The 26,362-nt window shown below is 35.2% G+C and carries 25 protein-coding genes; 19 read left to right on the top strand and 6 right to left on the bottom strand.

Going from position 1 to position 26,362, the window contains the following annotated elements:
• Nucleotides 1–20 precede the first annotated feature (20 nt).
• Together D7004_RS00890 and D7004_RS00885 are read left to right on the top strand one after the other, a co-directional pair.
• Nucleotides 21–743, top strand: coding sequence for a ferritin-like domain-containing protein (locus D7004_RS00890; RefSeq protein WP_123203990.1), 723 nt, complete (start codon nt 21–23; stop codon nt 741–743).
• Between the two features lie 18 nt (nt 744–761).
• Nucleotides 762–1,619 (top strand): ferritin-like domain-containing protein, encoded by an 858-nt coding sequence (locus D7004_RS00885; RefSeq protein ID WP_123203989.1) that lies wholly within the window; start codon nt 762–764, stop codon nt 1,617–1,619.
• Between the two features lie 845 nt (nt 1,620–2,464).
• On the opposite strand, the gene mqnC is transcribed toward D7004_RS00885, so the two are convergent.
• Complete coding sequence (gene mqnC, locus D7004_RS00880) at nt 2,465–3,589, bottom strand: cyclic dehypoxanthinyl futalosine synthase (protein WP_123203988.1); 1,125 nt, start codon at nt 3,587–3,589, stop codon at nt 2,465–2,467.
• 365 nt (nt 3,590–3,954) lie between these two features.
• On the opposite strand from mqnC, the gene D7004_RS00875 reads away from it, so the two are divergent.
• From D7004_RS00875 to D7004_RS00840, 8 genes are all read left to right on the top strand, one after another.
• Nucleotides 3,955–5,199 carry a M16 family metallopeptidase gene (locus D7004_RS00875; protein WP_123203987.1) on the top strand — a complete coding sequence of 415 codons (1,245 nt, stop codon included), beginning with the start codon at nt 3,955–3,957 and terminating at the stop codon, nt 5,197–5,199.
• Nucleotides 5,192–6,463 carry a M16 family metallopeptidase gene (locus D7004_RS00870; RefSeq protein WP_123203986.1) on the top strand — a complete coding sequence of 424 codons (1,272 nt, stop codon included), beginning with the start codon at nt 5,192–5,194 and terminating at the stop codon, nt 6,461–6,463. The genes D7004_RS00875 and D7004_RS00870 overlap by 8 nt, the downstream gene beginning before the upstream one ends.
• A gap of 105 nt (nt 6,464–6,568) precedes the next feature.
• Nucleotides 6,569–6,811, top strand: a complete 243-nt coding sequence (locus tag D7004_RS00865; RefSeq protein ID WP_123203985.1) for a hypothetical protein — start codon at nt 6,569–6,571, stop codon at nt 6,809–6,811.
• Nucleotides 6,801–7,133 carry a type II toxin-antitoxin system RelE/ParE family toxin gene (locus tag D7004_RS00860; RefSeq protein ID WP_123203984.1) on the top strand — a complete coding sequence of 111 codons (333 nt, stop codon included), beginning with the start codon at nt 6,801–6,803 and terminating at the stop codon, nt 7,131–7,133. Before D7004_RS00865 ends, D7004_RS00860 begins: the two co-directional genes overlap by 11 nt.
• 119 nt (nt 7,134–7,252) lie before the next feature.
• The gene (gene guaB / locus D7004_RS00855; RefSeq protein ID WP_123203983.1) at nt 7,253–8,722 is read left to right on the top strand and encodes an IMP dehydrogenase; all 1,470 of its coding nucleotides are present in this window, start codon (nt 7,253–7,255) and stop codon (nt 8,720–8,722) included.
• Between the two features lie 450 nt (nt 8,723–9,172).
• On the top strand, nt 9,173–11,752 hold the full coding sequence (locus D7004_RS00850) for a TonB-dependent receptor (protein ID WP_123203982.1): 2,580 nt from the start codon (nt 9,173–9,175) through the stop codon (nt 11,750–11,752).
• Nucleotides 11,753–12,002: 250 nt separating this feature from the next.
• Nucleotides 12,003–12,596, top strand: a complete 594-nt coding sequence (locus D7004_RS00845) for an LOG family protein (RefSeq protein ID WP_123203981.1) — start codon at nt 12,003–12,005, stop codon at nt 12,594–12,596.
• 64 nt (nt 12,597–12,660) lie between these two features.
• Nucleotides 12,661–13,125: a MaoC family dehydratase gene (locus D7004_RS00840; protein WP_123203980.1), complete on the top strand. Its 465-nt coding sequence runs from the start codon at nt 12,661–12,663 to the stop codon at nt 13,123–13,125.
• Nucleotides 13,126–13,179: 54 nt separating this feature from the next.
• On the opposite strand, the gene D7004_RS00835 is transcribed toward D7004_RS00840, so the two are convergent.
• Nucleotides 13,180–13,623 carry a DUF2721 domain-containing protein gene (locus tag D7004_RS00835; protein ID WP_123203979.1) on the bottom strand — a complete coding sequence of 148 codons (444 nt, stop codon included), beginning with the start codon at nt 13,621–13,623 and terminating at the stop codon, nt 13,180–13,182.
• 462 nt (nt 13,624–14,085) lie between these two features.
• Here D7004_RS00835 and D7004_RS00830 point away from each other — a divergent pair, with 462 nt between their 5' ends.
• The 5 genes from D7004_RS00830 (at nt 14,086) to D7004_RS00810 (ending at nt 20,412) form a co-directional block, all read left to right on the top strand.
• Nucleotides 14,086–15,714 carry an acyl-CoA carboxylase subunit beta gene (locus D7004_RS00830; RefSeq protein WP_123203978.1) on the top strand — a complete coding sequence of 543 codons (1,629 nt, stop codon included), beginning with the start codon at nt 14,086–14,088 and terminating at the stop codon, nt 15,712–15,714.
• Nucleotides 15,715–16,257: 543 nt separating this feature from the next.
• Nucleotides 16,258–17,214, top strand: coding sequence for a thioredoxin-disulfide reductase (gene trxB / locus D7004_RS00825; RefSeq protein ID WP_123203977.1), 957 nt, complete (start codon nt 16,258–16,260; stop codon nt 17,212–17,214).
• A gap of 177 nt (nt 17,215–17,391) precedes the next feature.
• Complete coding sequence (locus D7004_RS00820; RefSeq protein WP_123203976.1) at nt 17,392–19,302, top strand: beta-N-acetylhexosaminidase; 1,911 nt, start codon at nt 17,392–17,394, stop codon at nt 19,300–19,302.
• 64 nt (nt 19,303–19,366) lie between these two features.
• Complete coding sequence (locus D7004_RS00815; protein ID WP_123203975.1) at nt 19,367–19,969, top strand: hypothetical protein; 603 nt, start codon at nt 19,367–19,369, stop codon at nt 19,967–19,969.
• 68 nt (nt 19,970–20,037) lie between these two features.
• Nucleotides 20,038–20,412, top strand: coding sequence for a diacylglycerol kinase (locus D7004_RS00810; protein ID WP_123203974.1), 375 nt, complete (start codon nt 20,038–20,040; stop codon nt 20,410–20,412).
• Here the strand turns inward: D7004_RS00810 and D7004_RS00805 are convergent.
• Genes D7004_RS00805 through D7004_RS00795 form a run of 3 tightly spaced genes read right to left on the bottom strand, consistent with a single transcriptional unit; the run spans nt 20,404 to nt 22,077 of the window.
• Nucleotides 20,404–20,961: a DUF922 domain-containing protein gene (locus D7004_RS00805; protein WP_123203973.1), complete on the bottom strand. Its 558-nt coding sequence runs from the start codon at nt 20,959–20,961 to the stop codon at nt 20,404–20,406. The genes D7004_RS00810 and D7004_RS00805 overlap by 9 nt on opposite strands.
• Before the next feature lie 32 nt (nt 20,962–20,993).
• Nucleotides 20,994–21,593, bottom strand: coding sequence for a hypothetical protein (locus D7004_RS00800; protein WP_123203972.1), 600 nt, complete (start codon nt 21,591–21,593; stop codon nt 20,994–20,996).
• Nucleotides 21,580–22,077 carry an RNA polymerase sigma factor gene (locus D7004_RS00795; RefSeq protein ID WP_109924789.1) on the bottom strand — a complete coding sequence of 166 codons (498 nt, stop codon included), beginning with the start codon at nt 22,075–22,077 and terminating at the stop codon, nt 21,580–21,582. Before D7004_RS00795 ends, D7004_RS00800 begins: the two co-directional genes overlap by 14 nt.
• Before the next feature lie 159 nt (nt 22,078–22,236).
• Here D7004_RS00795 and D7004_RS00790 point away from each other — a divergent pair, with 159 nt between their 5' ends.
• From D7004_RS00790 to rpmA, 4 genes are all read left to right on the top strand, one after another.
• Nucleotides 22,237–23,613, top strand: coding sequence for a dicarboxylate/amino acid:cation symporter (locus tag D7004_RS00790; protein WP_123203971.1), 1,377 nt, complete (start codon nt 22,237–22,239; stop codon nt 23,611–23,613).
• A gap of 171 nt (nt 23,614–23,784) precedes the next feature.
• A complete protein-coding gene (locus tag D7004_RS00785; protein WP_123203970.1) occupies nt 23,785–24,285 on the top strand; it encodes a hypothetical protein in 501 nt (166 codons plus the stop codon).
• Between the two features lie 141 nt (nt 24,286–24,426).
• Entirely contained in the window at nt 24,427–24,738 is a 312-nt protein-coding gene (gene rplU / locus D7004_RS00780; RefSeq protein ID WP_056090270.1) for a 50S ribosomal protein L21, read from the top strand.
• 51 nt (nt 24,739–24,789) lie between these two features.
• Nucleotides 24,790–25,203 carry a 50S ribosomal protein L27 gene (rpmA, locus tag D7004_RS00775; RefSeq protein WP_123203969.1) on the top strand — a complete coding sequence of 138 codons (414 nt, stop codon included), beginning with the start codon at nt 24,790–24,792 and terminating at the stop codon, nt 25,201–25,203.
• Nucleotides 25,204–25,380: 177 nt separating this feature from the next.
• Here rpmA and D7004_RS00770 read toward each other — a convergent pair whose 3' ends face one another.
• Complete coding sequence (locus tag D7004_RS00770) at nt 25,381–26,355, bottom strand: polyprenyl synthetase family protein (RefSeq protein ID WP_123203968.1); 975 nt, start codon at nt 26,353–26,355, stop codon at nt 25,381–25,383.
• Between the last annotated feature and the right edge of the window lie 7 nt (nt 26,356–26,362).

Here is a 26,362-nt window from a genome sequence, read left to right as displayed (position 1 = left end):
CCCTAGACATAAAAAAAATTATGAAAAACACTGAACTAAAAGTAAAAGATGAACTTCAGGAAGAAAGTTTGTTTAATGGTAGTTTAGGCCGCAGGTCTTTTCTACAGTTTGCCGGTGCAAGTGCTGCCGGATTAGCATTAGTTGCCGCAGGTTGTAAAAAAGATCGTGGTTATATAGATACTACCATGGGCGCAACTTTAGATTTTAAAGATGATTTTGGTGTATTAAATTATGCTTACGCTTTAGAGCAATTAGAGGCTGCTTTTTACATTCAAGTTGCATCTGCTCCACCAGCAGCTTTTACAGCAACTCAAAAAGCTTATTTTCAAGATGTTCAATTTCACGAAATTGCACACAGAGAATTCTTTAAAAAAGCATTAGGTACTGCAGCTATTGGTAGCTTAGAAGTTAACTTCTCATCCATCAATTTTAGTGATGCGGGTAGCGTATTAGCAACTGCAAAAACCTTTGAAGATTTAGGTGTTGCAGCTTATAATGGTGCAGGTGTAAGATTAACAAATACTACTTATTTAGTATTGGCAGGTCAAATCGTATCTGTTGAGGCTCGTCACGCAGCTTATGTAAGAGACCAAATTTCTAATGGTACATTTGCAGATTTAGGAACACTTTCTGCTTTCGGCGCATCTGATTCAAACGGTTTAGATGGTGCTTTAACGCCTGATAAAGTATTGGCATTAGCTGGTCCATTTATTAAAACCAAAATTAACGTTACCAACCTTTAATCTTTAAAATCAGAAATCATGAATATCTTAAATATATTAGACGAAATTGAAAAAGTTGATGGAGAGATCTATGAAAGGTTAAATCCTCGTAGAGCTGCAATGAAAAGTTTTTTCAACGCAGGTAAAAAAATCTCATTAGCTGCATTACCATTGGCATTAGGTTCAATGTTCCAGAAAGCTTATGGTCAATCTAACCCTGCAAATGTTGTAGAAGTTTTAAACTTCGCATTAGCATTAGAGCATTTAGAATATAATTTTTACAACCGTGCATTGTTATCAACTGGTTTAATTCCAGCTGGTGCTGCAACTGGTGCAATTACAACCATTCGTACACATGAATTAGCACACGTTAACTTGTTAAAAGGAGCAATCACAGCTGCAAATGCAACTCCGATTAATTTAGTTGAAGCCAATTTTGATTTTACTGCTGGTGGTGGTTTTGCTGATGTTTTCACTAACTATCAAACTTTCTTGAAAGTTGCAACAGCTTTCGAAGATACGGGCGTTAGAGCTTACAAAGGTCAAGCACCGGTATTAAAAGGTATGCCTGTATTAACTACTGCATTACAAATTCACTCAGTTGAAGCTCGTCACGCTGCTCACTTACGTCAAATGACTGCTGCTGCTTTAGGTGTTGGTTTAAAACCATGGATTAGCTTAGGTGCTGGTGGTGTTTCAAACGATACTGGTATTGCTGCTGTAGATGCTGTTTATGCTGGCGAAAACAACACAATCCAAGCAACAATTGAAGTTACTGGTATTGCAACAGGTGTTACAAGAGCTGCTGCTGCAGAATCATTTGATGAATTCTTAACAGGAGCTGCTGTTAAAAACATAGCAAACTTATTTATTAGAACAGGATTCAAACTGTCGTAAATGAGAATTTTACATTATTGATTAGGTAATGTTTAGTTTAAGGTAGGGAGGTAGAACTTAGGTTTTACTTCCCTTTATTTTTGGCTAGGATTTTTAAGATTAAAGGACTTTCAAGATAATATCCTTAAGGTGGAACTTAGGTTTTACTTCCCTTTATTTTTGGCCAGGATTTTTAAGATTAAAGGATGATTTTCAAGATAATATCCTTAAGGTAAAACCTAGGTTTTACTTCCCTTTATTTTTTGGCCAGGATTTGAAAGATTAAAGGATTTTCAAAATAATATCCTTAAAGTAGAATTTAGGTTTTACTTCCCTTTATTTTTTTGCCCAGGATTTGAAAGATTAAAGGATTGTCAAGATAATATCCTTAAGGTGGAACTTAGGTTTTACTTACCTTTATTTTTGGCCAGGATTTGTAGGATTAAAGGATTTTCAAGATAATATCTTGAAGGTAGAATTTAGATTTTTCTCCCCTTTAATTTTTTAGGCAGGATTTTTAAGATTAAAGGACTTTCAAGATAAAACTCAATAAAATCAGCTCTAGATTTTTTGGAAAAACAAGCTCCGGTTTTCAATTTGTGTCCATCCCTTTTTCCGCTGTATCTTTTTAGCTGAAAAAGCTAAAAAGGATGTCGCTTCAAAAGGGTTTAGTTTACTTTGGTAATTGCAAGAAACCTAAGCTTGTTTTGCAAGTGAGATAAAACGAGATTTTCGCTATTTGAGATTAATATTTGCGTTATCGGAGATTTTAAAGTCATTTAACAATTCAATAATTCATTCATTCACTCATCCAATCATTCAATAAATCACTCATTCAAAATTCACTCATTCCTTTAATTCCAATCTTAATAAGTAATTACCTGCTCTTCCAAATGTTCTGGCAAATCTCTGTAGTTATATTTTTGTCCACGCAGTTGTGGTTCAAAACCTGCTGCTTTTATAGATTGTTGAATGCCTGCAGCTGTAAATCTGTGTGGTGCACCTGCAGCTGATACTACATTTTCTTCAATCATAATTGAACCAAAATCGTTAGCGCCAGCATGTAAACACAATTGAGCTGTTGCTTTACCAACGGTTAACCAACTCGCTTGTATGTTTTTAATGTTCGGCAACATTATTCTGCTTAACGCTATCATGCGGATGTATTCATCAGCCGTAACGTCATTGGTAATGCCTCTCAAACGTTTCAGCAATGTTCCATCATCCTGAAATGGCCATGGAATAAATGCTAAAAAGCCATTTGCATCAGCTGGTTTTTCACTCTGTACTTGTCTAATCCAAACCAAATGTTCAAAACGTTCTTCGATGGTTTCAACATGTCCAAACATCATCGTTGCAGATGTAGTAATATCCAACTGATGGCAAGCCCTCATTACATCCAGCCATTCTTGTCCGCCACATTTACCTTTTGATATTAAACGCCTAACACGGTCGTTCAAAATTTCAGCCCCTGCACCAGGTAACGAATCCATACCAGCTTCCTTTAATGCTTTTAAAACTTCAGTATGGCTTATACCTTCTAATTTTGCAACATGCGCAATCTCCGGTGGACCTAAAGCATGTAGCTTTAAATCAGGATATAATTCTTTTAATTTTCTAAATAAATCAGCGTAAAAAGCCAAGCCTAAATCTGGATGATGGCCGCCTTGTAAAAGTAATTGGTCGCCACCTAAACGGAAAGTTTCCTCAATTTTAACTTTGTAAGTTTCGATATCGGTAATATAACTTTCGTCGTGACCAGGCCTGCGGAAAAAGTTACAGAATTTACAGTTGGCAATACAAACGTTCGTTGTATTTACATTTCTATCAATTTGCCAAGTTACCTTACCGCTTGGAACCTGAATTTTTCTCAATTCGTTGGCAACAAACATTAGTGATGCGGTATCGGCATTATGATATAAATAAACACCTTCTTCTTGTGTTAAAAATTCGAAATGTAATGCCCTTTGCAGTAAATCGGCTGTATTCATAGGTACAAATATAAGCAATGGTTTGTTGGTTGATTAGTTTTTTGGTTTGTTAGATGTCAAATCTAATTGGTTTGTTTGTTGGTTGGTTTTTTGGTTGGTTAGAATAGCAAGGTTAGTTGGTTTTTTGGGTTATTAGTTGATTGGTTTTTTGGTTTGTTAGTAGGCTAATTATTTTCTGGTAAGATAATTTGCTATCTAATTGATTAATTGTATCCAAAAACTTTACTATATCAACCGCTAACCAAACACCTAATCAACTAACAACTAAACACCCAATCACCAAAAAACGAACCAAGTAAACACCCAATCAACTAACCCCCCAAACAACTAAAAAAATTCTATCTTTACGCTCCTAAAATTTGATAATGGTAGATTTTAATCGCTTTACACTAGCCAATGGTTTAAAAGTTTTGGTGCATGAAGATGCTACAACGCCAATGGCAGTTTTAAATATTTTATATGATGTGGGTGCTCGCGATGAGGACCCAGAAAAAACGGGTTTTGCACACTTATTCGAGCATTTAATGTTCGGTGGTTCTGTTAACATCCCAAATTACGATGAACCTTTGCAACGCGTTGGTGGAGAAAACAATGCCTTTACCAGCAATGATATTACCAATTATTACATCACATTACCTGCAGAAAATATAGAAACTGCGTTTTGGTTAGAGAGTGATAGAATGCTTAACCTAGCTTTTTCTGAAAAAAGTTTAGAAACACAAATCAACGTTGTTAGCGAGGAATTTAAGCAGCGATATCTAAATCAGCCTTATGGCGATATTTGGTTAAAATTACGTCCGCTTGCCTATAAAAAACATGCATATCGGTGGGCAACCATTGGTAAAGAACTTTCGCATATCGAAAATGCAACAATGACTGATGTGAAAGCTTTCTTTAATAAGCATTACAATCCTCAAAATGCAATTTTAGTTGTTGGTGGAAACGTAAAAACTGAAGATGTTAAAAAGCTTGCCGAAAAATGGTTTGAACCAATTCCATCCGGAGAAAAATACAATAGAAATTTACCCCAGGAAGATAAGCAAACCGAAGCACGATTTGAAACGGTTAAAGCAAATGTTCCCTTAAATGCTATTTATGTTGCATTTAAAACTCCAGGTAGATTAAGCGATGATTATTACGCTTATGATTTACTTTCAGATATTCTTTCTGGTGGCAAATCATCACGCTTGCACAACAGTTTACTTAAAGAGCAACAACTGTTTAGCGATATTAATGCATACATATCGAGTAGCTTAGATCCCGGGTTATTTATTGTTGAAGGAAAGCTTGTTGAAGGTGTGTCGATAGAAAGGGCAGAAGCAGCAATTTGGGCAGAACTCGAAAAAATCAAAACGGAATTGGTTGATGCTAATGAATTAACCAAAGTAAAAAACAAAGTAGAATCTGTTTTAGTATTTTCTGAAATGAGTTTGTTGGATAAAGCTATGAATCTGGCTTACTACGAACTGCTTGGAAATGCTGATATTTTAAATAACGAAGCAAGTCAATATTTAAAGGTAGCGGCAGAAGATATCAAAAGAATATCGAATCAAACTTTCGATAAAAATTCATCATCAACATTATATTATTTAACCGAAGAAAATGCTTAATCGTACGCAAGCGCCTGATTTTAAACAGGTTTCAAACATAAAATTTATTCAGCCTCAGAAAAGTATTTTAGATAATGGCGTGCCCGTTTTTACTGTATATTCTGGCGAGCAGGATTTAGTAAGAATTGAATTTCTTTTTGATAATGTAAATTGGAATGCTGAAAAACCATTGCAGGCAATAGCAGTTAATGCTATGCTGAATAATGGAACGAATAAACTTTCGGCAAAGGAAATAGCAGAGCAAATAGATTTTTACGGAGCATTTTTTCAAACAGAATATGGTCAGGATCATTCTACTGTTACACTTTACACGCTGAATAAACACTTGGCATCGGTTTTACCAATTGTTAAAGATGTGCTTTCAAATAGTCAGTTTCCTCAAAAAGAGCTCGATATCTACATTCAAAATCAAAAGCAAAAACTGCAAGTCAATCTTCAAAAGAATGATATACTATCTCGTAAAGAGTTTTCACATGCACTCTTTGGTAATACGGCTTATGGTGTAGATATTCAACTAAAGCACTACGATGCTGTGAAAAGAGATGATTTGTTGGAATATTTTGGTGCTGCTTACACGCCAAATAATTGTACGATTGTTGTTGCAGGTAAATTTAATGAACAAAGCTTTTCTTTATTGAATGAACATTTTGGAAACAACTGGTTAGCAAGCAATTCAGTTAAAAATCAATTTAATTTCGATTTATCTCAGAAGAACGAAGTATATAAAGAAAAACCAGAATCATTACAATCGGCCATTCGTATCGGTCGTTTGGCTATTAATCGTAGACATGAAGATTTTGCTGGTTTACAAATTTTAAACTGTGTTTTAGGTGGCTATTTTGGTTCTAGATTGATGAATAACATTCGTGAAGATAAAGGATATACCTACGGAATTGGCTCTGGTATTGTATCGATGAAAAATGCGGGTTATTTCTTTATCGCTACAGAAGTTGGTGCTGATGTTTGTTCTGCGGCATTAACCGAAATTTATAAAGAAATTGAACTGTTGAAAAATGAATTGGTTGAGGAAGAAGAACTAGGTTTAGTGAGAAATTATATGCTAGGTTCTATGCTTGGAAGCCTCGAAAATGTATTCTCTCACGCAGATAAGTTTAAAAATATTTACTTCTCAGGGCTAGATTACAATTACTATGAAAACTACATTAATAAAGTTAAAACCATCACTACTGCTGAAATAAAAGTCTTAGCGAATAAGTATTTAACAACTGAAACCTTTACCGAGGTTGTAGTAGGGAAGAAATAGGGAGAGTTTTATCATGAATGTTGATATAAAATAGTTTTCCTCGATACTAATTATTTAATTGTAATTGTAAATTTGTATATTAAGCCAAGAGAAGAATAAACGATTATGCAAACGGATAGTATTTTTATAGCACATCCTACAACTACTGACCAAATAGAGGCATTAAAAGCTGTAGTTAAGGCTTTTAATGTTAAGTTTGAAATCAAGAAAGATTTAAGTAAAAAGATAGCAAAATCTAAAAATACTCAGGTATATGAAGATCTTAAGCAAGGTTTTAAGGAAGTAGGCTTCATTCAAAAAGGAAAGATGAGTGGTACATCTTTAGAAGATTTTTTGAATGAAGTATGATATCATTCTTACGGCTACCTTCAAAAAGGAAGCAAAAAAGTTAATTAAAAAATACCCCTCTTTATCCAATGAGCTAAGTGATTTGGGTAAAGAACTTCAAGAAAATCCAACTAAGGGAACATCTTTGGGTAATGATGTCTATAAAATTCGAATTGCGATTTCATCAAAAAATAAAGGCAAAAGTGGAGGTGCTAGAATAATTTCATTTGTAAAAATTGTTGAAAAGACTGTTTTTTTAGTCAACATTTATAGTAAAGGTGTAAGGGATTCTATCTCTAGTAAAGAAATTTCGGAAATTTTAGAATCAGAAAACATTGTTTAAATTTTAATTAATGCTTTGTCAACAAACCTTAATATTTATCTATAATATATTTTAAGCTTTTATTTCCAGCTTATTTCCTTATCTTTGCCTGGCAAATAATAAATCGTAATTTATTTGCTATGCAACTCGACTCCACAAAATTTATTGCTACAGGTTTAACTTATGACGATGTACTTTTAGTACCCGCATATTCAGAAATTCTGCCTCGCGATGTAAATACAGCCACTTTCTTAACAAAAAAAATCAAGCTTAACGTTCCACTGATTTCTGCAGCCATGGATACCGTAACAGAAGCTGAACTTGCTATCGCTATTGCACAAAATGGCGGTATTGGCATGTTGCATAAAAACATGACTATCGAAAGACAAGCGGAAGAAGTGCGAAAAGTTAAGCGTTCGGAAAGCGGAATGATTCAAGATCCTGTTACTTTACTGGAAACTGCTGTTGTAGCCGATGCTTTTAAAATCATGAAAGAGCATAAAATTGGCGGTATTCCTGTGGTTAGCAGCGATAATAAATTGGTCGGCATTATTACCAATCGCGATTTGCGTTTCCAAAAGGATATGAAAAGACCGATTGTGGAAGTAATGACCAAAGATAATTTAATCATTGCCCCAGAAGGGACGACACTTGTTCAGGCAGAAGAAATTCTTCAAAATTATAAGATAGAAAAACTCCCTGTTGTTAGTAAAGATGGCTATTTAAGTGGTTTAATCACTTTCAAAGATATTTCAAAAGTGAAAGATTATCCAGCAGCTTGTAAAGATGAACGTGGCCGTTTACGCGTTGGTGCTGCGGTTGGTGTAACCGCAGATACTCTGCAAAGAGTTGATGCTTTGGTACACGCAGGTGTTGATGTTATCACTATTGACACAGCCCATGGTCATTCCAAAGGTGTTGTAGATAAACTTAAAGAAGTAAAAGCAAAATACCCTGATTTACAGGTTATTGTTGGTAATATTGCAACTGGCGCTGCAGCAAAATTTTTGGCTGATGCAGGTGCAGATGCGGTTAAAGTAGGTATTGGTCCTGGTTCGATTTGTACCACCAGAATTATTGCAGGTGTTGGGGTTCCTCAGTTATATGCAGTTTATGAATGCGCAAAAGCTTTGAAAGGCACTGGCGTTCCGGTTATTGCTGATGGAGGTATTAAGCACACAGGCGATATCGCAAAAGCACTTGCATCTGGTGCTAGTACGGTGATGGCTGGTTCATTGTTTGCCGGAGTAGAAGAGTCACCAGGTGAAACCATTATTTACGAAGGTCGTAAGTTTAAATCGTATCGCGGAATGGGTTCAATCGAAGCAATGGAACAAGGTTCAAAAGATCGTTATTTCCAGGATGTTGAGGATGATATCAAAAAACTAGTTCCTGAAGGAATCGTTGGTCGTGTTCCATTTAAAGGTACTTTGGCAGAAGTGATGTATCAATACATTGGTGGCTTGAGAGCAAGTATGGGTTACTGCGGTGCTGCAAACATCGAAGCTTTGCAAGAAGCTCAATTTGTTCAGATTACAGCAGCGGGTATGCGTGAAAGCCACCCACACGATATCACAATAACGAAAGAAGCTCCAAATTATACGAGATAAGAGAAATTGAAATTACTGTAAACCTGTGATCAATTAAACCTAATATTTTCCTGTTTTATAGCCGTATTGCTTTTAAGACACGTCTTGCTGAATTTATTTCAGCATCTTTCCTGCAAATAAGACCCTGAAATAAATTCAGGGTGACGTTAACTATAAAAAGCAGCCTATTAATTATATGAAGGAAAATTAATAGTCGAATTCAGTTTATAATCAAGCATTTTGAAAAGCGGAATCTCAATTAGAGGCTCCGCTTTTTTTATGAAAAAGTTTTTCTGAAATGAAAATTTATCTCAATTCCACAAAATAAAATTTGGCAAACACTTTTTTTTAATATATTTGCCTACTAAATCTATAGATTTTATATAATATTAATATTTAGAATTATCAATTCAAAACACACATACAGAATTTTATTTTTTTCCAAATCCTTATCCTCCATATTACATAATTATGAAAAAAAGCTTACTTATCATCTTTTCAATACTACTATCCACCGGAATTCTTTATGCTCAAACATCAATAAAAGGTATAGTAAAGGGAGCCAATAATGCTATTATACCTGGCGCCACAGTTGCTGTGAGAGGAACGAACGTAGCCGTAATTGCAGATACAGCAGGTGTTTTTACCATAGATGCAAAGCAACAGCCACCATTTTACATTCGAATAAGTTCTGTAGGCTACAAACCTCAGGATTTTCAAATTTTAAAATTTCAGGATACACCACTTGAATTGGTTTTGGTAGAAGATACACAGCTCGATGAAATTGTTGTTACTTCAAGAAGACGGTCAGAGGTATTGCAGGATGTACCGATTCCAATTACGGTGATTGGAGGACAAGCTGCAGAGAATGCTGGTGCATTTAATGTTAATCGGCTGAAAGAATTGGTTCCTTCTGTACAACTTTACGCATCCAATGCAAGAAATACTACACTTAATATCAGAGGTTTGGGTTCTACATTCGGATTAACAAATGATGGTATCGACCCGGGCGTGGGTTTCTATGTAGATGGTGTTTATCATGCTCGTCCGGCTGCTACATCAACAGATTTTTTAGATATAGAACGAATAGAAGTTATCCGAGGTCCCCAGGGTACATTATTTGGCAAAAATACAACTGCAGGTGCCTTCAACATCACAACTACTAAACCTACTCAAACGCCTTCGGCTAAAGTAGAAATGAGTGTTGGAAATTATAATTTTCTTCAAGCGAAGGCATCAGTTTCTGGCGGATTAGCAAAAAATCTAGCAGCAAAAATTTCTTTATCAGGTACGCAAAGAGATGGAACCATTTGGAATACAAGGGAGGAACGTAGATATAGCGGGCAGAATAATCTTGGCTTTAAAGGTCAGCTTTATTTTAGCCCTTCAGATAGATTACAAATATTGTTAAGTAGCGATGTTAGCGTTCAACATCCGGCAGGTTATCCTTTAGTTATTGCTGGTGTTACAACTACCCAACGTAGTGCTTACCGCCAGTATGCCAGAATTATTTCCGATTTAGGCTATCAGCAACCTAAAATAGATCCGTTTTCGAGAGAGATAAATACAAATACCCCGTGGAGACATAATCAATCAATAGGGGGTATCTCTTTAAATGTCGATTACAAAATTGGCAATGGAACATTAACGTCAACAACGGCCTGGAGATTCTGGAACTGGGATCCAACAAATGATCGTGATTTTTCGGAATTGGCTGCACTTACAAAATCACAAGGTAATTCTCGCCACGACCAATATTCTCAAGAAATTAGATATGCAGGTAACATTACCGAAAAAATAAGCGGTGTAATTGGGTTATTTGCTTTAAGTCAGGATTTGCAAGGCTTAGACCAAACGGAAGAAGTTGGAAAAGACCAATGGAGATTTGTGCAGACTTCAAATACAGGTAGCCAAGCATTATATGCCACTCCTGGTTTATTGGATGGGTTTGGTATAAAAACAAATTCGACAATAAAATCGTTGAGTGCTGCGGTTTTCGGTCAGATAGATTGGGAAGTGCTCAAAAATTTACACGTTTTACCTGGTTTAAGATTTACATATGATAAAAAGGATGTGAATTACGATAGAGCCACTTATGGCGGTTTACAAACTACAGATGCAACTTTATTGGGATTGAAAGCGGCAGTTTACAGCAATCAACAGTTTAATACGAGCATAGAAAATAATAACCTATCAGGAAACATTACAGTGTCATATCGTCCGAGCCCTAAATTAAACGCATATGGAACATTTTCTACTGCTTATAAACCTGTTGGTGTAAATGTAGGTGGGTTGCCTACAACTTCAACCGGCCAGGCAGATTTATCGCTAGCAGTAGTTAAACCTGAATATGTTGAGCATTATGAGCTTGGTGTAAAAACAAGGCCATTCAAAGGTGCAATTTTAAATGTATCTGCTTTTAATACAGATATTAAAGATTACCAAACCAATGTACAATCGCCACAATTGGGGGTAAACAGAGGCTATTTGGCAAACGCAGAAAAGGTAAATGTAAAAGGTTTAGAAGTTGATGGAACATATCAATTAGAAAGATTTTTAACATTAAATGCTGCCTTGGCATATCTTGATGGTAAGTATGTATCTTTCACAAATGCTCCATTACCGCTAGAAGAAACCGGATTTACTCAAGTAATAAATGGTGTTGCAACTCAAGTTGCTTTTAAAGATGCATCAGGCGGTAGATTGCCGGGAATTTCAAAATGGAACATTTCTGGTGGCGCAGAGTTTAGCACTCCGGGAAATTTAGCTACTAAGCCCGGTCGATATTTTATTGCCGGCGATGCAAGTTACCGCTCGGAATATTCATCGAATGCAACGCCAAGTACGGTATTAAACGTTCAGGGCTATTCATTATTTAATGCAAGATTGGGGTTCAGGTCAGATAAATTCTCGGCTTTTGTTTGGAGTAGAAATATTGGTAATAAAAATTATTATGAACAATTGCAGGCAGCTGCAGGTAATTCTGGCTTATACGCTGGTGTGTTAGGCGACCCAAGAACGTATGGTGCAACTTTAAGATTTTCTTTTTAATTCTTTTTTCAATTTATATTTGGTTAGAAGGCGTCGATTTATTCGGCGCTTTTTTGTGTACGATATCTTTTGCTTTGCTAATTAAAGATAAAATTTTAGTAAATATTGAATTTAGGCAAACATCATATACTACAAAATTAACTACCGCTACAAGGTTTAAAACCATAACATAAATAAGTGTAACAGGTTTGTGCAGAATAAAATTTACAAAAAGCCGATAAAATATTAACTTCGCTAAATTTTTATTTAAATGAATAAGCTTAAATCAGTTTGTGTGTACTGCGGCTCAAACTTCAATGGCGATATGCAGCTGCGTACTGCAATAAAACAACTTGCAGAAACACTTGTAAGGCAAGGAATTAGGTTGGTTTATGGTGGAGGTAGCGTTGGAGTGATGGGTGTTTTAGCCAACGATGTTTTGGATAATGGCGGTTTGGTTACGGGCGTAATTCCTCAATTTTTGATGGATAAAGAAGTTGGTCATAAAGCCCTTACTGAAATGATTATTACAGAAAACATGCATCAGCGTAAGCAAAAAATGGCCGATTTAAGTGATGGTTTCGTTATTTTGCCTGGTGGTTTTGGTACGCTTGAAGAATTTTTTGAAGTGCTTACCTGGTTACAACTTGGGTTGCACAACAAACCCATAGGTGTTTTAAATGTGGGTGGCTTTTACGATCCTTTGTTTGCCCAAATGGAAATGATGGTGCAAAGTAAATTCCTTAAACCTGCAAATCGCGATTTGGTATTTAACGAAGCCGATGCAGAAATATTAATCAACAAAATGGATAACTTTTCTGCAGTACCCGATGAGGTTTGGTTTAAAGAAAGAAATTTGATTTAGATTACATTAAAAACAATAACCAATTATAAACCGCCATACTCAAGGCGATAAAAAATACATTTCAATGCAAATTATTTCATCCCACGCAGAATTTGAACAATACCTTGGCAAAGAATTGGGCGTATCTTCATGGCACACAATCACACAAGAACAGATTAATAAATTTGCTGATGCAACTTTGGACTATCAGTGGATCCATACAGATGAGGAGATGGCCAAAAATGAAGGTCCGTTTGGAGCAACCATTGCACATGGCTATTTAACGTTATCCTTAATACCATTTTTGTGGAAACAAATTGTAGATATCCAAAATCTAAAAATGGAGATTAATTATGGGATTGAAAGCTTAAAGTTTGCTCAACCGGTAATCGTTAACAGCAATATCAGATTAAAAGCTAAACTTGCATCCATAGTAAATTTACGTGGCGTAACCAAGGTACACATGGGTATAGAAATGGAAATTGAAGGACAAAAGAAACCGGCTTTTACTGGTGAGGTTGTTTTCTTATATCATTTCATAACAACTTAACTTTTCATCTAGCATATTTGCATGTTGGTGTTAAAAGTGAACAGCTAAGGTTGCTCAATCTTTTTTAAATTTCTTTTTAATAAATCCACTTATCGATTCGTCTTCCAATTCTTCTAAAGTACTTAATTCTAACTCTAATGCTTTGGTGCTGAGTTGAATCTCAATTAAAGAAATGATTAGAGATATGGTGAAAAATATTAAACTGATAGCGAATAACACTTCTGCAATTAGGTTCCACTTTAAATAAATAAAAAACATACAAAAAAGGCAAGCACAAAAACTTAGAACACCAAAGGCCTGCATATTTTTGATTAATCTTAATCGGTAGCGTAAATTTTTTATTTGATTTTGTAAACCAACGTTCTTTTCTCCCTCTTCATATTTTGCCTTTAAACTTCTTACCAAAGCTGCTAAAGCCAGAAAGCGATTGGTATAAGCTAACATTATCAAACTAATGGCAGGAAATAATAATGCTGGGATGTTTACGGTTAATTCCATTTAGCTGTGTTTGCTCAAAAATATTGTTTTAAATGGATATCTGTTTATTTAACCGCAAAGGAGGCTAAGTTTTTCGCAAAGAACGCAAAGTTGGGTGATTGGTTTTAGCCACAGATTCGCAGATTATCTGGGTATTTGTTCATTTAACCGCAAAGGACGCTAAGTTTTTCGCAAAGAACGCAAAGTTGGGTGATTAATTTAGCCACAGATTCGCAGATTATTTGGAATTTAACCAAAGAGAACAACAAGCTTTAACAGAGATGCACAAAGTTTATCAGAAGCTTAATTAAGAACAAGCCGTTCTAATGTTGATAGGGAAAGGTTTTGAATTTAGTGCAAAATCTCTTTTTTGTATCCTCTGTGGTTAAAATTTCTCTTGGTACTTTACGGTTAAACAAACATGCAGACCCGAAACCATTTCAGTCACGATGATTTTTCTAAAATAAAATATAAATTGCCAGCATGAATATCGAATTCAACAAAAATGAGGATGTAAATAAGCAACTTGTATATGAGCTTAAAACAAAACTCAAGAAAATATTTTTAGGTGGTGGCGAAAAAAATGCCGCTAAACAAAAAGAAAAGGGCAAATTATTGGCTCGAGAAAGGATAGCTTATTTAATTGATAAACAGACTGAATTTCTTGAAATTGGTGCCTTTACGGCTGATGGCATGTATGCCGAACAAGGCGGCTGTCCATCGGCTGGTGTAGTGTGTGGTATTGGATATGTTAGTGGCAGGCAGTGTATGATTGTTGCAAATGATGCAACAGTTAAAGCCGGTGCATGGTTTCCTATGACGGCAAAGAAAAACCTTCGGGCACAGGAAATTGCAATGGAAAACCGATTGCCCGTAATTTATTTGGTAGATAGTGCTGGTGTGTATTTGCCAATGCAAGATGAAATTTTTCCTGATAAGGAACATTTCGGCCGAATGTTTCGCAATAACGCAATGATGTCGGCTGACGGGATTGTTCAGATATCGGCAATAATGGGTGCTTGCGTTGCTGGTGGAGCTTATCTTCCAATCATGAGTGACGAAGCTATGATTGTTGATAAAACAGGTTCAGTATTTCTAGCCGGTTCTTATCTGGTAAAATCGGCTATTGGCGAAGAAGTTGATAATGAAACACTGGGTGGGGCAACAACCCATTGCGAAATATCTGGCGTAACAGATTATAAACATCCTAATGATGAAGCTTGTTTAGATAGCATCAGAAATATCATGAGCATGTTAGGTTCACCTCAAAACGCTGGGTTTGATAGAATAAAACCTGCTAAGCCTAAAGAAAAGGAAGAGGAACTATACGGCATCTTACCCGAAAACCGAGATAAACCCTATGAAATTCTGGATATAATTCATCGATTGGTTGATAATTCTGAATTTGAAGAATATAAACAAGGTTATGGACAAAGCATTGTTTGTGGTTTAGGTAGGGTAGATGGATGGGCAGTTGGCATTGTAGCCAATCAGCGTAAGGTGGTAAAATCTAAAAAAGGTGAAATGCAGTTTGGTGGCGTAATTTATTCTGATAGTGCCGATAAAGCAACACGTTTTATTATGAATTGCAATCAAAAGAAAATTCCCCTTGTTTTTTTACAGGATGTAACTGGCTTTATGGTTGGAAGTCGCTCTGAACACGGTGGTATCATTAAAGATGGTGCGAAAATGGTGAATGCAGTTGCCAATTCAGTCGTTCCTAAATTTACAATCGTTATTGGCAATTCTTACGGAGCCGGTAATTATGCAATGTGTGGTAAAGCTTACGATCCAAGACTAATTTATGCCTGGCCATCGGCAAAAATTGCTGTAATGGGTGGTTCGCAAGCAGCTAAAACCTTACTGCAAATCCAGGAAGCATCACTGAAAGCGAAAGGAGAAGTCATCACACCAGAGAAAGAAGCTGAACTATTAAAGGAAATAACAGATAGATACAATAGCCAAACAACACCATACTATGCGGCTTCTCGTCTTTGGGTAGATGGTATAATCGATCCTTTAGAAACCCGAAAAGTAATTTCAATGGGTATTGAAGCTGCAAATCAATCGCCAATTACAAGAAAATTTAATGTTGGTATTATACAGACATAGGATAATAACCATTCAGGATACATTTTACATACACTAAAAAGGCTTAGGTGTCTTAGGTGGTTGATCAATTGTATAACACGAGAAACTTGAAGTAGGTATAATCTCAAAAATTAATAACCACCTGAGGCACCTGAGGCATTTTGTAAATCTAAGGTGTCTGAGGTGGTAAATCCATTATAGATCACTAGTAAACCGAGTTCGATTATTAATTTTCCTTCATATAATTAATAAGCTGCTTTTTTTTAGTTAGCGTCACCCTGAATTTATTTCAGGGTCTTTTCAGCAGGAAGGATGCTGAAATAAATTCAGCAAGACGTGTCGTACGAGCAATACGTCGATAAAATAGCAAAATATTAAGTTTTAGAATCGAACTCATGTTGGTAAATCATATCGATATTAAATCAGTTTTTCAGGTAAACAACATATGATAAAGCAACCATCAACCGATGTTAATAAGTAAACTATGTTGACAATGTGCACTTGCCAACAATTATTTAAAGCATTAAATTTGCGTTACAAAACGAATTTCAAACACATATTATAATGTCACAAGAAAACGAACACGTTCAGTGTTTAATTATAGGTTCTGGTCCTGCGGGTTACACAGCAGCAATTTATGCAGCCAGAGCCGATTTAAAACCAATTATGTATACTGGTATGCAGGCTGGTGGTCAGTTAACTCAAACCACCGATGTAGAAAATTTTCCAGGTTATCCACAAGGAATTATGGGGCCCGAAATGATGGAAGATTTCCGCAAGCAAGCAGAACGTTTTGGAACAGATATTCGCTTCGGTTATATAAGTTCAGTTGATTTTTCATCTACGCCTCACAAAGTTGTTGTTGATGAAATTAAAACCATAACAGCAGATACCGTTATTATTGCTACGGGTGCAACTGCAAAATGGTTGGGCTTACCAAGCGAACAACAATATAATGGTTTCGGTGTTTCTGCCTGTGCAGTTTGCGATGGTTTCTTTTTTAAAGGACAAGATGTTGCAATTGTAGGTGCTGGAGATACTGCTGCTGAAGAGGCAACTTACTTAGCAAAATTGTGTAAAACTGTTCATTTGTTGGTTCGTAGGGATGAATTCAGAGCTTCGAAAACAATGGTTGCACGTGTTTTAGCAACACCAAATATTATAGTTCATTACAATACCGAAACGCAAGAAATTTTAGGTAATGGTAAAAATGTTACCGCAGTCAAAGTATTAAATAACAAAACTGGTGAAGAAACCGATATCGCTGTTGAAGGCTTTTTCGTAGCCATTGGGCACAAACCAAATACCGATATTTTTAAAGGTCAGCTTGATATGGATGAAACTGGTTATTTACTTACTAAACCAGGTTCTACCTTAACCAATGCGGAAGGTGTTTTTGCTTGTGGCGATGTTCAGGATATGTATTACCGTCAGGCAGTTACGGCTGCAGGTTCTGGTTGTATGGCAGCACTCGATGCAGAAAGATATTTAGCTGCTAAAGAACATCCTGTAGAAGTGTAATTTATTTCAAAGCTTATTTAAAAATCTCTCCGATTCACTTTTGAGAGATTTTTTTATGCTCTAAATCCACTAATCAAACGTTTGATAAATAGTGTAACAAAAATGTGGTGTTATAATCATCTCATATTATCTATCTTGGTTTAATTTAAATCAGAATATTCTCAAACTGAAAACAAAATGAATAAAGTACTATCGATTTTAATTGTTGCCTTAATAAGCACCAATGTTTTTGCTCAAACCGATCCAAATTTTGGTATTATTCCTGCACCAGTAAGCGTTACCCGGGCTAATGGAAATTTTATTATAGATAAAACAACTGTATTAATTAATCAAAGTCTTGATGGTGCAAAATCTGCAGATTTACTCAATGCATTTATTGTAACAAAAGCTGGTTTTGCTTTAAGAGAAGCTAAAGTTGCTCAGCCAAATCAGAAAAGTATTGTGTTAACATCAGTTGGTGCTGATAAATTACCTGCTGAAGGTTACACCATAAAAGTTACTCCAAACCAAATTTTATTAACTGGTAAAGGCGCTGGTTTATTCTATGCAGTGCAATCGGCAATGCAAATGTTACCGGATAAAGTAGGAGATAAAATTAGTGTTCCAGCAGTTGATATCAATGATTATCCCCGTTTCTCATACCGCGGAACCATGTTAGATGTTTCTCGTCATTTCTTTCCCATCTCTTTTATCAAAAAGTATATAGATCAATTAGCTTTCTATAAAATAAATACTTTTCACTGGCATTTAACTGATGACCAAGGTTGGAGATTGGAGATTAAAAAATATCCGAAATTAACTACCGTTGGTTCGAGCAGAAATGGTTCTGTAATAGGAAATTATCCTGGCAAAGGAAATTACTTAACCGAAGTTAAAGGGTTTTACACTCAAGATGAAGCAAAAGAAATTGTAAAATATGCAGCAGAAAGATACATTACTGTAATTCCGGAAATTGAATTACCCGGTCATGCCTCTGCGGCTATTGCAGCTTATCCAGAGTTAAGTTGCTTCCCTGATAGAGATACTTTTGTAAGTGATAAAACGCCTTGGGCCGGCAGTAGAAAAGGAAAACAGGTTCAACAAACTTGGGGTGTTTTTGATGATATTTTTGTTCCATCTGAAAATACGTTTACATTTCTTAATAATGTATTGGATGAAGTAATCGCAATATTCCCTTCAAAATATATTCACATTGGCGGCGATGAAGCACCTAAAACCTATTGGAAAGAATCTGCTTTTTGCCAGGTTTTGATGAAAGAAAAAGGTTTAAAAGATGAGCATGAATTGCAGAGCTATTTTATTCAAACCATAGAAAAACACGTTAATGGGAAAGGTCGCTCAATTATTGGTTGGGATGAAATTTTAGAAGGTGGATTGGCACCCAATGCAACGGTAATGAGTTGGCGTGGTGAAGATGGGGGTATTGCAGCGGCTCAACAAAACCACGATGTGATTATGACACCTGGTTCAATGGGTTTATACATCGATCATAAACAATCAAACTCTCCAGACGAACCTGTTACCATTGGTGGATTTGCTCCATATCAAAATATCTATGCTTACGATCCTATACCGAAAGTGCTAACGGCCGATCAAAGAAAATATATAAAAGGTGTACAGGCGAACTTATGGTCAGAATACATTAAAACACCTGCAAAAGCAGAAAATCATGCTTTTCCACGTTTATTATCATTGGCTGAAATCGCCTGGAGCCCTGTTGAACGCAAAGATTTGAAAAACTTTTCTGAAGAACGTTTACCTAAACATTTAGCTCGGTTAGACGAAATGAATGTTAATTACTGGATTCCTACGCCGATAAATCAAGGAGATAAAACGCTTACGGGTAGCGAATTCACTATCGATTTAAAGGTACCTGTTACTGGAGGAAAAATCTACTATTCGCTTGATGAATCTCGTCCATCGGAAAACGCATTTCTATACACCGCACCTTTTAAAGTTGTTGTTCCACAAGGTGAAAAAAGAACTTTAAAAACCATTGTTATTGCACCAAGCGGAAGAAGTAGTGTTACCTTACAAACCATTTTAAACAATGGTGCAGCAGAAGTAAAACCTGAGGCGAAGAAGTAATTATTAACTTGCATTCAAAAGCTAAATTCATTAATTTGGGACAAGTTAAAAGTCCCAAACAAAAATGAAAATATTAAAACATAGTTTGCAGCATCTCATGTTATTCACGGGGATGCTGTTTTGCTTTTCGTGTACGGAAGAAAAACCTGCAGAGATAAAAACAGAACCTGTAAAAGGTCAAAAAAATCCTTTTCGGTTTTATAAAGATATTGAAGTTAAACCAGGATTAAACTTTGAGGTGATAAGTTGGGGAAAAGGAGCAGATTCCATAGGTGGCTATCAAATTTTAATGTCTGATTCAGTTCGGAATAACTACAAATCTACGGCTGTAGAGCGCAAAGGCATTATGACTGACGTTTGGAATATGGATTTAGATAACGATGGTAATCCAGAACTTTACATTCAATTATTAAGTAAGAAAAACGTATCCGATTTAAATGTGTTTGAATATTCCGGTGGTAGTTTCAATAAAATTGGTTTTCCTTCATTAAGTTTTTCACAAAAAAAAGGATACGTTGGCGATGATAAATTTTTTATTAAAAACGGAGATTTGTTTCGCTCCTTTCCTGTAAGAGATGAAGCTGATTCTACCAAAACTTTAACTAAAACCTATCAGTACAAATTAAGTGGTAATAGCTTTTCTACCAGTGAGTTAAAACCAGAATAGTATTAAGTGATTTTTTGATAAAAGAATCAATTTAAAGCTGAAAAATCCTTGGTGTAATTAATACAGAAATGGAGAATGAAAAAGATAAATTTACAATTGCAGCCCGGCTTAAAAGTTTTAAATACGCATTTAATGGTTTAAAGCATTTTTTTGTAGTCGAGCATAATGCGAGGATTCACCTTGTAGCTGCGGCTTTTGCAATAGGATTATCTTTTTATTTAAATATTTCATCATTAGAATGGATCGCGATTTTAGCAGTAATTGTAGTAGTATTTGTTGCTGAAATCTTTAACTCATGCATGGAAAAGCTTTCTGATGTGGTTTCGCCAGAAGTTAATCCTCAAATAAAAATTGTTAAAGATATGGCTGCTGCCGCGGTTTTAATGGCAGCCATATTAGCATTAGCAGTTGGGGCAATTATTTTTTTACCAAAACTATTTTGAATTGCTTGCTGCTTTCGATTCTTCCATTTTATCATAAATTATCTTATCCCAACGGGCTTGTATTTTATGATTGCTTCCGTGTTCGGTTTCTTCATCATAATTTTTCTGCATCGTGTCGAAATAATCACTAATCTCATTGGCCAAATCAGCAATTTGAATTTTATAATTTTTAACCGAATACGACCGATTTTTTAAAACTCTATCGGCTTCCATAAGCAGTACATATTGAATATTAACGTGCCCTTGTTCATGATGAAGAAGATTTTCTCTTCCTTCTTCAGATTTGACTTTATCGAGTTTTACCCATGATCTATTTTTATCAATGGTAATTTCATTTTTCAATTTTATTTCAACCCTATTTCGGTAAACTGTTGAACCATAACTGTATTTCCAGGTCATGGCTGTAAGGGCGTAAAACGGAGAATTATTATCAGGTTTACCTTTAAAATGAATGTTCCAATCCAATTGTTCGGGCTCACCATAATCCTGCCTGAAAGGCATCAGTGGTAAAAGCACCAGAAGAGAAAAAGTAATTAAAAGGTTTTTCATAGATAAAGGCTATTGTAAAAACCGTGCCTAAATTATTCTGATGCGGAAAACTGTGCGCTTATACGCTCGAATTTTTCTATCAGCAATGCTATTCTTTCTTTCTCTCGTTTAATTACAGCTTTTCTTAAAATGGTTGAGCAAAAAAGAATCCATATTGCGGTAAATCCAATTGCTAATGATTTTTGAATAGTATTAAAATGTGAAAGTATCTCAACGAAGTAAAATATTATGCCTAAAGAAAGTGCTATTACATAGAACCAGTAAAGTGTATTGTAAAGTTTGTATCTATTTAATTGATAAGTTTTTAAACTGCTTAAATATTCATTTGGATGTAACGTATAATCATTCTTCGATATTAATTTGTGGTCGCGGTATAGAAGCAAAGTATAAACTCCGATTGCAATCAAAGTAATGCTAATTCCAACATGCGTTGTCCACGATTCAAAATGAAATAGTGTCCACATTACTGCAATTGCTAAAAAAGAAGCAACCATACCTAAAATATTTAAAGCAGATTTAAGCTTTAAACCATTTACATCTTTTTTTACTTGTTGCAACATTTCATCAGCAGAAACTTTAACTTCTACCTCGTGCTTTTGCCACAACTCCTGTATTTGATCAAACGCTTGCATACTGGTTATATAGTTCTGTTAATTTTTGTTTAATGCGGTGAATTTTAACCCTTAAATTGCCTTCGCTGATGCCAGAAATATCAGCGATTTCATGGTATGGTAATTCATCCAAAACCATAGTAATAATTAAACGATCGTTTTCTTCGAGTTTAGAAATACATGTGTAAAGCAGTGCTACCTGCTCATTCTTCTCAGAAAATTCTTCAATTTTATTTTCAATTATATTATCAGTCAGTTCATCTTTTGCCTGACGTTTTTCTGAGCGTAAATAAGTTAAGCATGTGTTTACAGCAATTCTATATATCCAGGTAGAGATTAAAGATTTGTTTCTAAACTTATCCAGGTTTTGCCAAACTTTTAAAAATGTTTCTTGTAAAAGATCGTTAGCGGCATCGGTGTCGCCCGTATAACCATAACATAAATGGAATATTTTTTTGGAATTCGAATCGAAGATCTCTTTAAATAACTTGTCTTTTTGTTCCATTTAAGGGGTTATAATTATTTTTTAGATGGTGCGATTAAATTTTTGTTACAGGGAAATTCAAAAATAGAATAATTTTCCTGCTATGCAGAAATCAAAATTTGTTACAAAGCGTAAATATCGTAGTTTTACCAAATTAACAGCGCCACAAAATAATTATTCATGAAGAAAAACAGACTCACGCTTTTCATTTTTAGAGCGCTGATTGCAGGAATTGCTTTAGGCTACATTTTAAATGTTAACTCAATTGATGTTTACAATCAAAAAATACTTAACGCCGATGCAAAAGTTAAAAGTATTGAAGTAAGTATAGCAAAAACAACAGATACCACTTCTGCAGTTTTTACGCAATTAAAAGCAGAAAAAAAGGCTAACTCAAAAATCAAAAGAGATAATGAAGAAATCCGCGAGAAAAAGTTAGAGTATTTCACGTTATTGAGTGATATTTTTCTTCGTTTGATAAAAATGATTGTTGCGCCTTTAGTATTTACAACGCTTGTTGTTGGAGTAGCGAAAGTTGGTGATATTAAAGCAGTAGGTAGAATTGGCGGTAAAACGCTTGGTTGGTTTTTAGCCATGTCATTAATGTCGTTGGTTTTGGGGTTAATACTTGTAAATCTCTTCGAGCCAGGGAAGCATATGAAACTGACCTTGCCAGATCAATTGGTTAATACAGGTATACAAAAGGCATCAATGAGTGTTAAAGACTTTATAACACACGTTTTTCCTAAAAGTATTGCCGAATCTATGGCAACTAATGAAATTCTTCAAATTGTGGTTTTCTCTTTATTCTTTGGTGTTGCTACAGCTGCAATTGGCGATTTAGGTCAGGTTGTAATTAAAGCTTTCGATGCAATTGCACATGTAATATTAAAGATGACTGGCTATGTAATGAATTTTGCACCACTCGCAGTTTTTGGCGCAATGACGGCTATTGTGGCGAAACAAGGTTTAAATGTTCTGAATACTTATGCTATTTTTATTGGTGAATTTTATTTTGGGCTAGCCATTTTATGGGCTTTATTGATATTTCTTGGGTTTTTAATTCTGAAAAAACGAGTTTTCCGTTTGGTAAATGATATGAAAGAGCCAGCAATTTTAGCTTTTAGTACCGCAAGTAGCGAGGCTGCATACCCTAAAACAATGATGCTTTTAGAACGCTTCGGTTGTAAAGATAAAATTGTAAGTTTCGTTTTGCCGCTAGGTTATTCCTTCAATTTAGATGGCTCGATGATGTATATGACATTTGCTTCGTTGTTTATAGCACAGGCTTATGGCATACATTTAGGTTTCGAACAGCAAATATCTATGCTTTTGATCTTAATGTTAACCAGTAAAGGAATTGCTGGTGTGCCACGAGCATCATTAGTGGTAATTGCTGGTACAATTGCCAGTTTTAACATTCCAGAAGCAGGTTTAGCCTTGTTAATCGGTATCGATCCGTTATTGGATATGGGCCGTTCTGCAACAAACGTTGTAGGTAATAGCATTGCTACTGCTGTAGTTAGTAAGTGGGAAGGTGAACTTAAAGATAGCTAGAGTTTATAAGATTGTAGGATTTCAAGATTATTCTAGGTAATTCAAAATTTTAATTTGATTTTATTATGTCATGATAATCAGTAAAAATTCTGAGATTTGTTTTGATTTTGAATAGGGTTTATCATTCAAAATTCAATCATTCAAAATTCACTCATTCAATAATTTACAACCGTGTCAAACAAAGGAAAGAAAATATTTTTAGCGCTTACCATCATCCTTCCGATGATAATTTATTGCTACATCTATTATAAACCCATTATACAAAATGCTCCGTTCAGGAAAAACGATTTTGTTTCTATGGATTATAAATGGGGAATTAAGGATACTTTAGAAAACCAATACAATTCTAAAACTGGTGCATATCAATATGTAAATAGTCGCGATTCTGTAATAACAAAAAGGGTGCTATTGAAAAGTGATGATATTTTGTACATCCACAGCAAAGCAAACGAATTAGGTTTATGGAATTTTCCTGATACAATAGGGGTGAAGAGTTCCAAATCAATGTCTGTACCGCGTTATGATATGTTTTTTCAATATAAAGAAAAGGCAAAACATGTTGTTGTTTATGGGGATTTTGACGGAAATCCAAAACTTTTAGATGCTGCTATGCAAATGAGAAAAGTTATTGAGGATACGATAAACCAGGCAGAAAAAAGAAGTGGAAAATAGGTGATGCAGATTGTATCGTTTTACTATTTATAACTTCGAAAATATATCTTTAAATAATTTCAATATAGGTTTGTGTGTTAATCTAATTTATTCTATATTTGCACCTCGTTAAATAAAAATTAAAAAACTAATAATTAAACAATGTACGCAATAGTAAATATAGCAGGACAGCAATTTAAGGTTGCTAAAGACCAGCACCTTTTTGTACACAGATTACAAGGAGATGAAGGCGCTAGTATTGAATTTGATAACGTATTGTTGGTTGATAATGGTGGTGCAATTACTGTAGGTGCTCCTGCGGTTAAAGGTGCTAAAGTTTCAGCTACTATCGTATCTCATTTAAAAGGTGATAAAGTAATTATTTTCCACAAAAAACGTAGAAAAGGTTACAAAAAGAAAAATGGTCACCGCCAGTTTTTCACAAAGATTCAGATTTCTGACATCACTCTATAATTAATTGTTAACCTAATAATTCGCTTTTAGCGAGTTACAAAATATAAAATCATGGCACACAAAAAAGGAGCCGGTAGTTCGAAAAACGGACGTGAATCGCATAGTAAGCGCTTAGGTATTAAAATTTTCGGTGGGCAGTTAGCTATCGCTGGTAACATTTTAGTACGTCAACGTGGTACAAAACATCACCCAGATAAAGGTGTTGGTATTGGTAGAGACCATACATTGTTTGCTTTAGTTGATGGTACTGTTATCTTCAAAAAGAAACAAGACAATAAATCGTACGTTTCTATTCTTCCTATAACTGAAGCTGAAATTGAAGCAGCAATTGCTAAAGCACCAAAAGTTAAAAAAGAAGCTGAAGCTAAAGAAGTTGTTGCAGAAGCACCAGTGAAAAAAGCACCTGCTAAAAAAGCAGTAGCAAAACAAGAAGAAACTACTGAAGAAGCTGCACCTGCAGAATAATTAGTATTAAACTTATATTAAAAAAGCTTTCGAATTTTCGAAAGCTTTTTTGCGTTATAAAGTTTTTGTGAATCCTGAGAATCTCTTGTCGAATGTAATGACCTATTTAGTTTTATTGACTTAATGTTAAATTCTCGTTAAAAATAATAACAACAAATTAGCAAGATAATTAGCATCTTAAAATTGACGTGCCATGAGCTGCGTTGTTAATTCTAATATCTTCGCTTTAGCTTGGTCGCTAACATTAATTTGGGCCATTAATTCAAGGGCTTTATTCATATAGGTATTCATTGTAGTCTTTGCGATGTTCTGAATGTCTAATGTATCATAAATTCCTTTTACGGCTTCAATTTTATCTTTCGGATTAAATTCGGTTTGCTTGGTTAAGTTTTGTAGCAAATTTAAATTCTCATTTTCTGCAAGTTCAAATGCCTTTAAAAGCAGAAAGGTTTTTTTATTTGCGATGATATCGCCTCCAACTTGCTTTCCAAATTTTTCTGGGTCAGCATAAACATCCAAAATATCATCTTGTAGCTGAAAGGCGATGCCGATATTTTCACCAAAATCGTATATTAAATTGGCATCCTTTTCTGAAGCTTCGGCTATAATTGCGCCTAATTTGAGTGCCCCACCTAATAGTATCGCGGTTTTTAGCCTAATCATGTTGATGTATTCTTCAATACTTACATCATCACGTTCTTCAAACTCCATATCCAATTGCTGGCCTTCACAAACGCCTTGAGCTGTAGCATTGAATGTATCTAATACATCTTTCAGGTATTTAACATTTACTTTTGCCAGGTTTTTATTAGCCTCAACCATCATTACATCGCCACTTAATATGGCAACATTAATGCTCCACTTTTCATGAACAGTAGCTTTACCTCTACGTAAAGGCGCATTATCCATAATATCATCATGAACCAAGGTAAAATTGTGGAAAACCTCTACCGCCATTGCTGCATGGACAGCATCATTAGGATTTTTGCCAAACAAGTCTGTTGCCATAAGTACCAATAAAGGACGGATTCTCTTGCCTCCAAGGTTTATGATATATGTAATTGGATCGTATAGTTGTTTTGGATTTTCAGGAAACTTTAAATTTTTAATTGCTGTTTCTAAAATTTCTTGTAACTGTAATGTGCTAAACATGCTTTGT

The sequence above is a fragment of the Pedobacter jejuensis genome, from assembly GCF_003725795.1.
Lineage (GTDB): Bacteria > Bacteroidota > Bacteroidia > Sphingobacteriales > Sphingobacteriaceae > Pedobacter > Pedobacter jejuensis.
The sequence above is the reverse complement of the archived record's forward strand: the minus strand, read 5'-3'. Positions and strand labels throughout refer to the sequence as shown.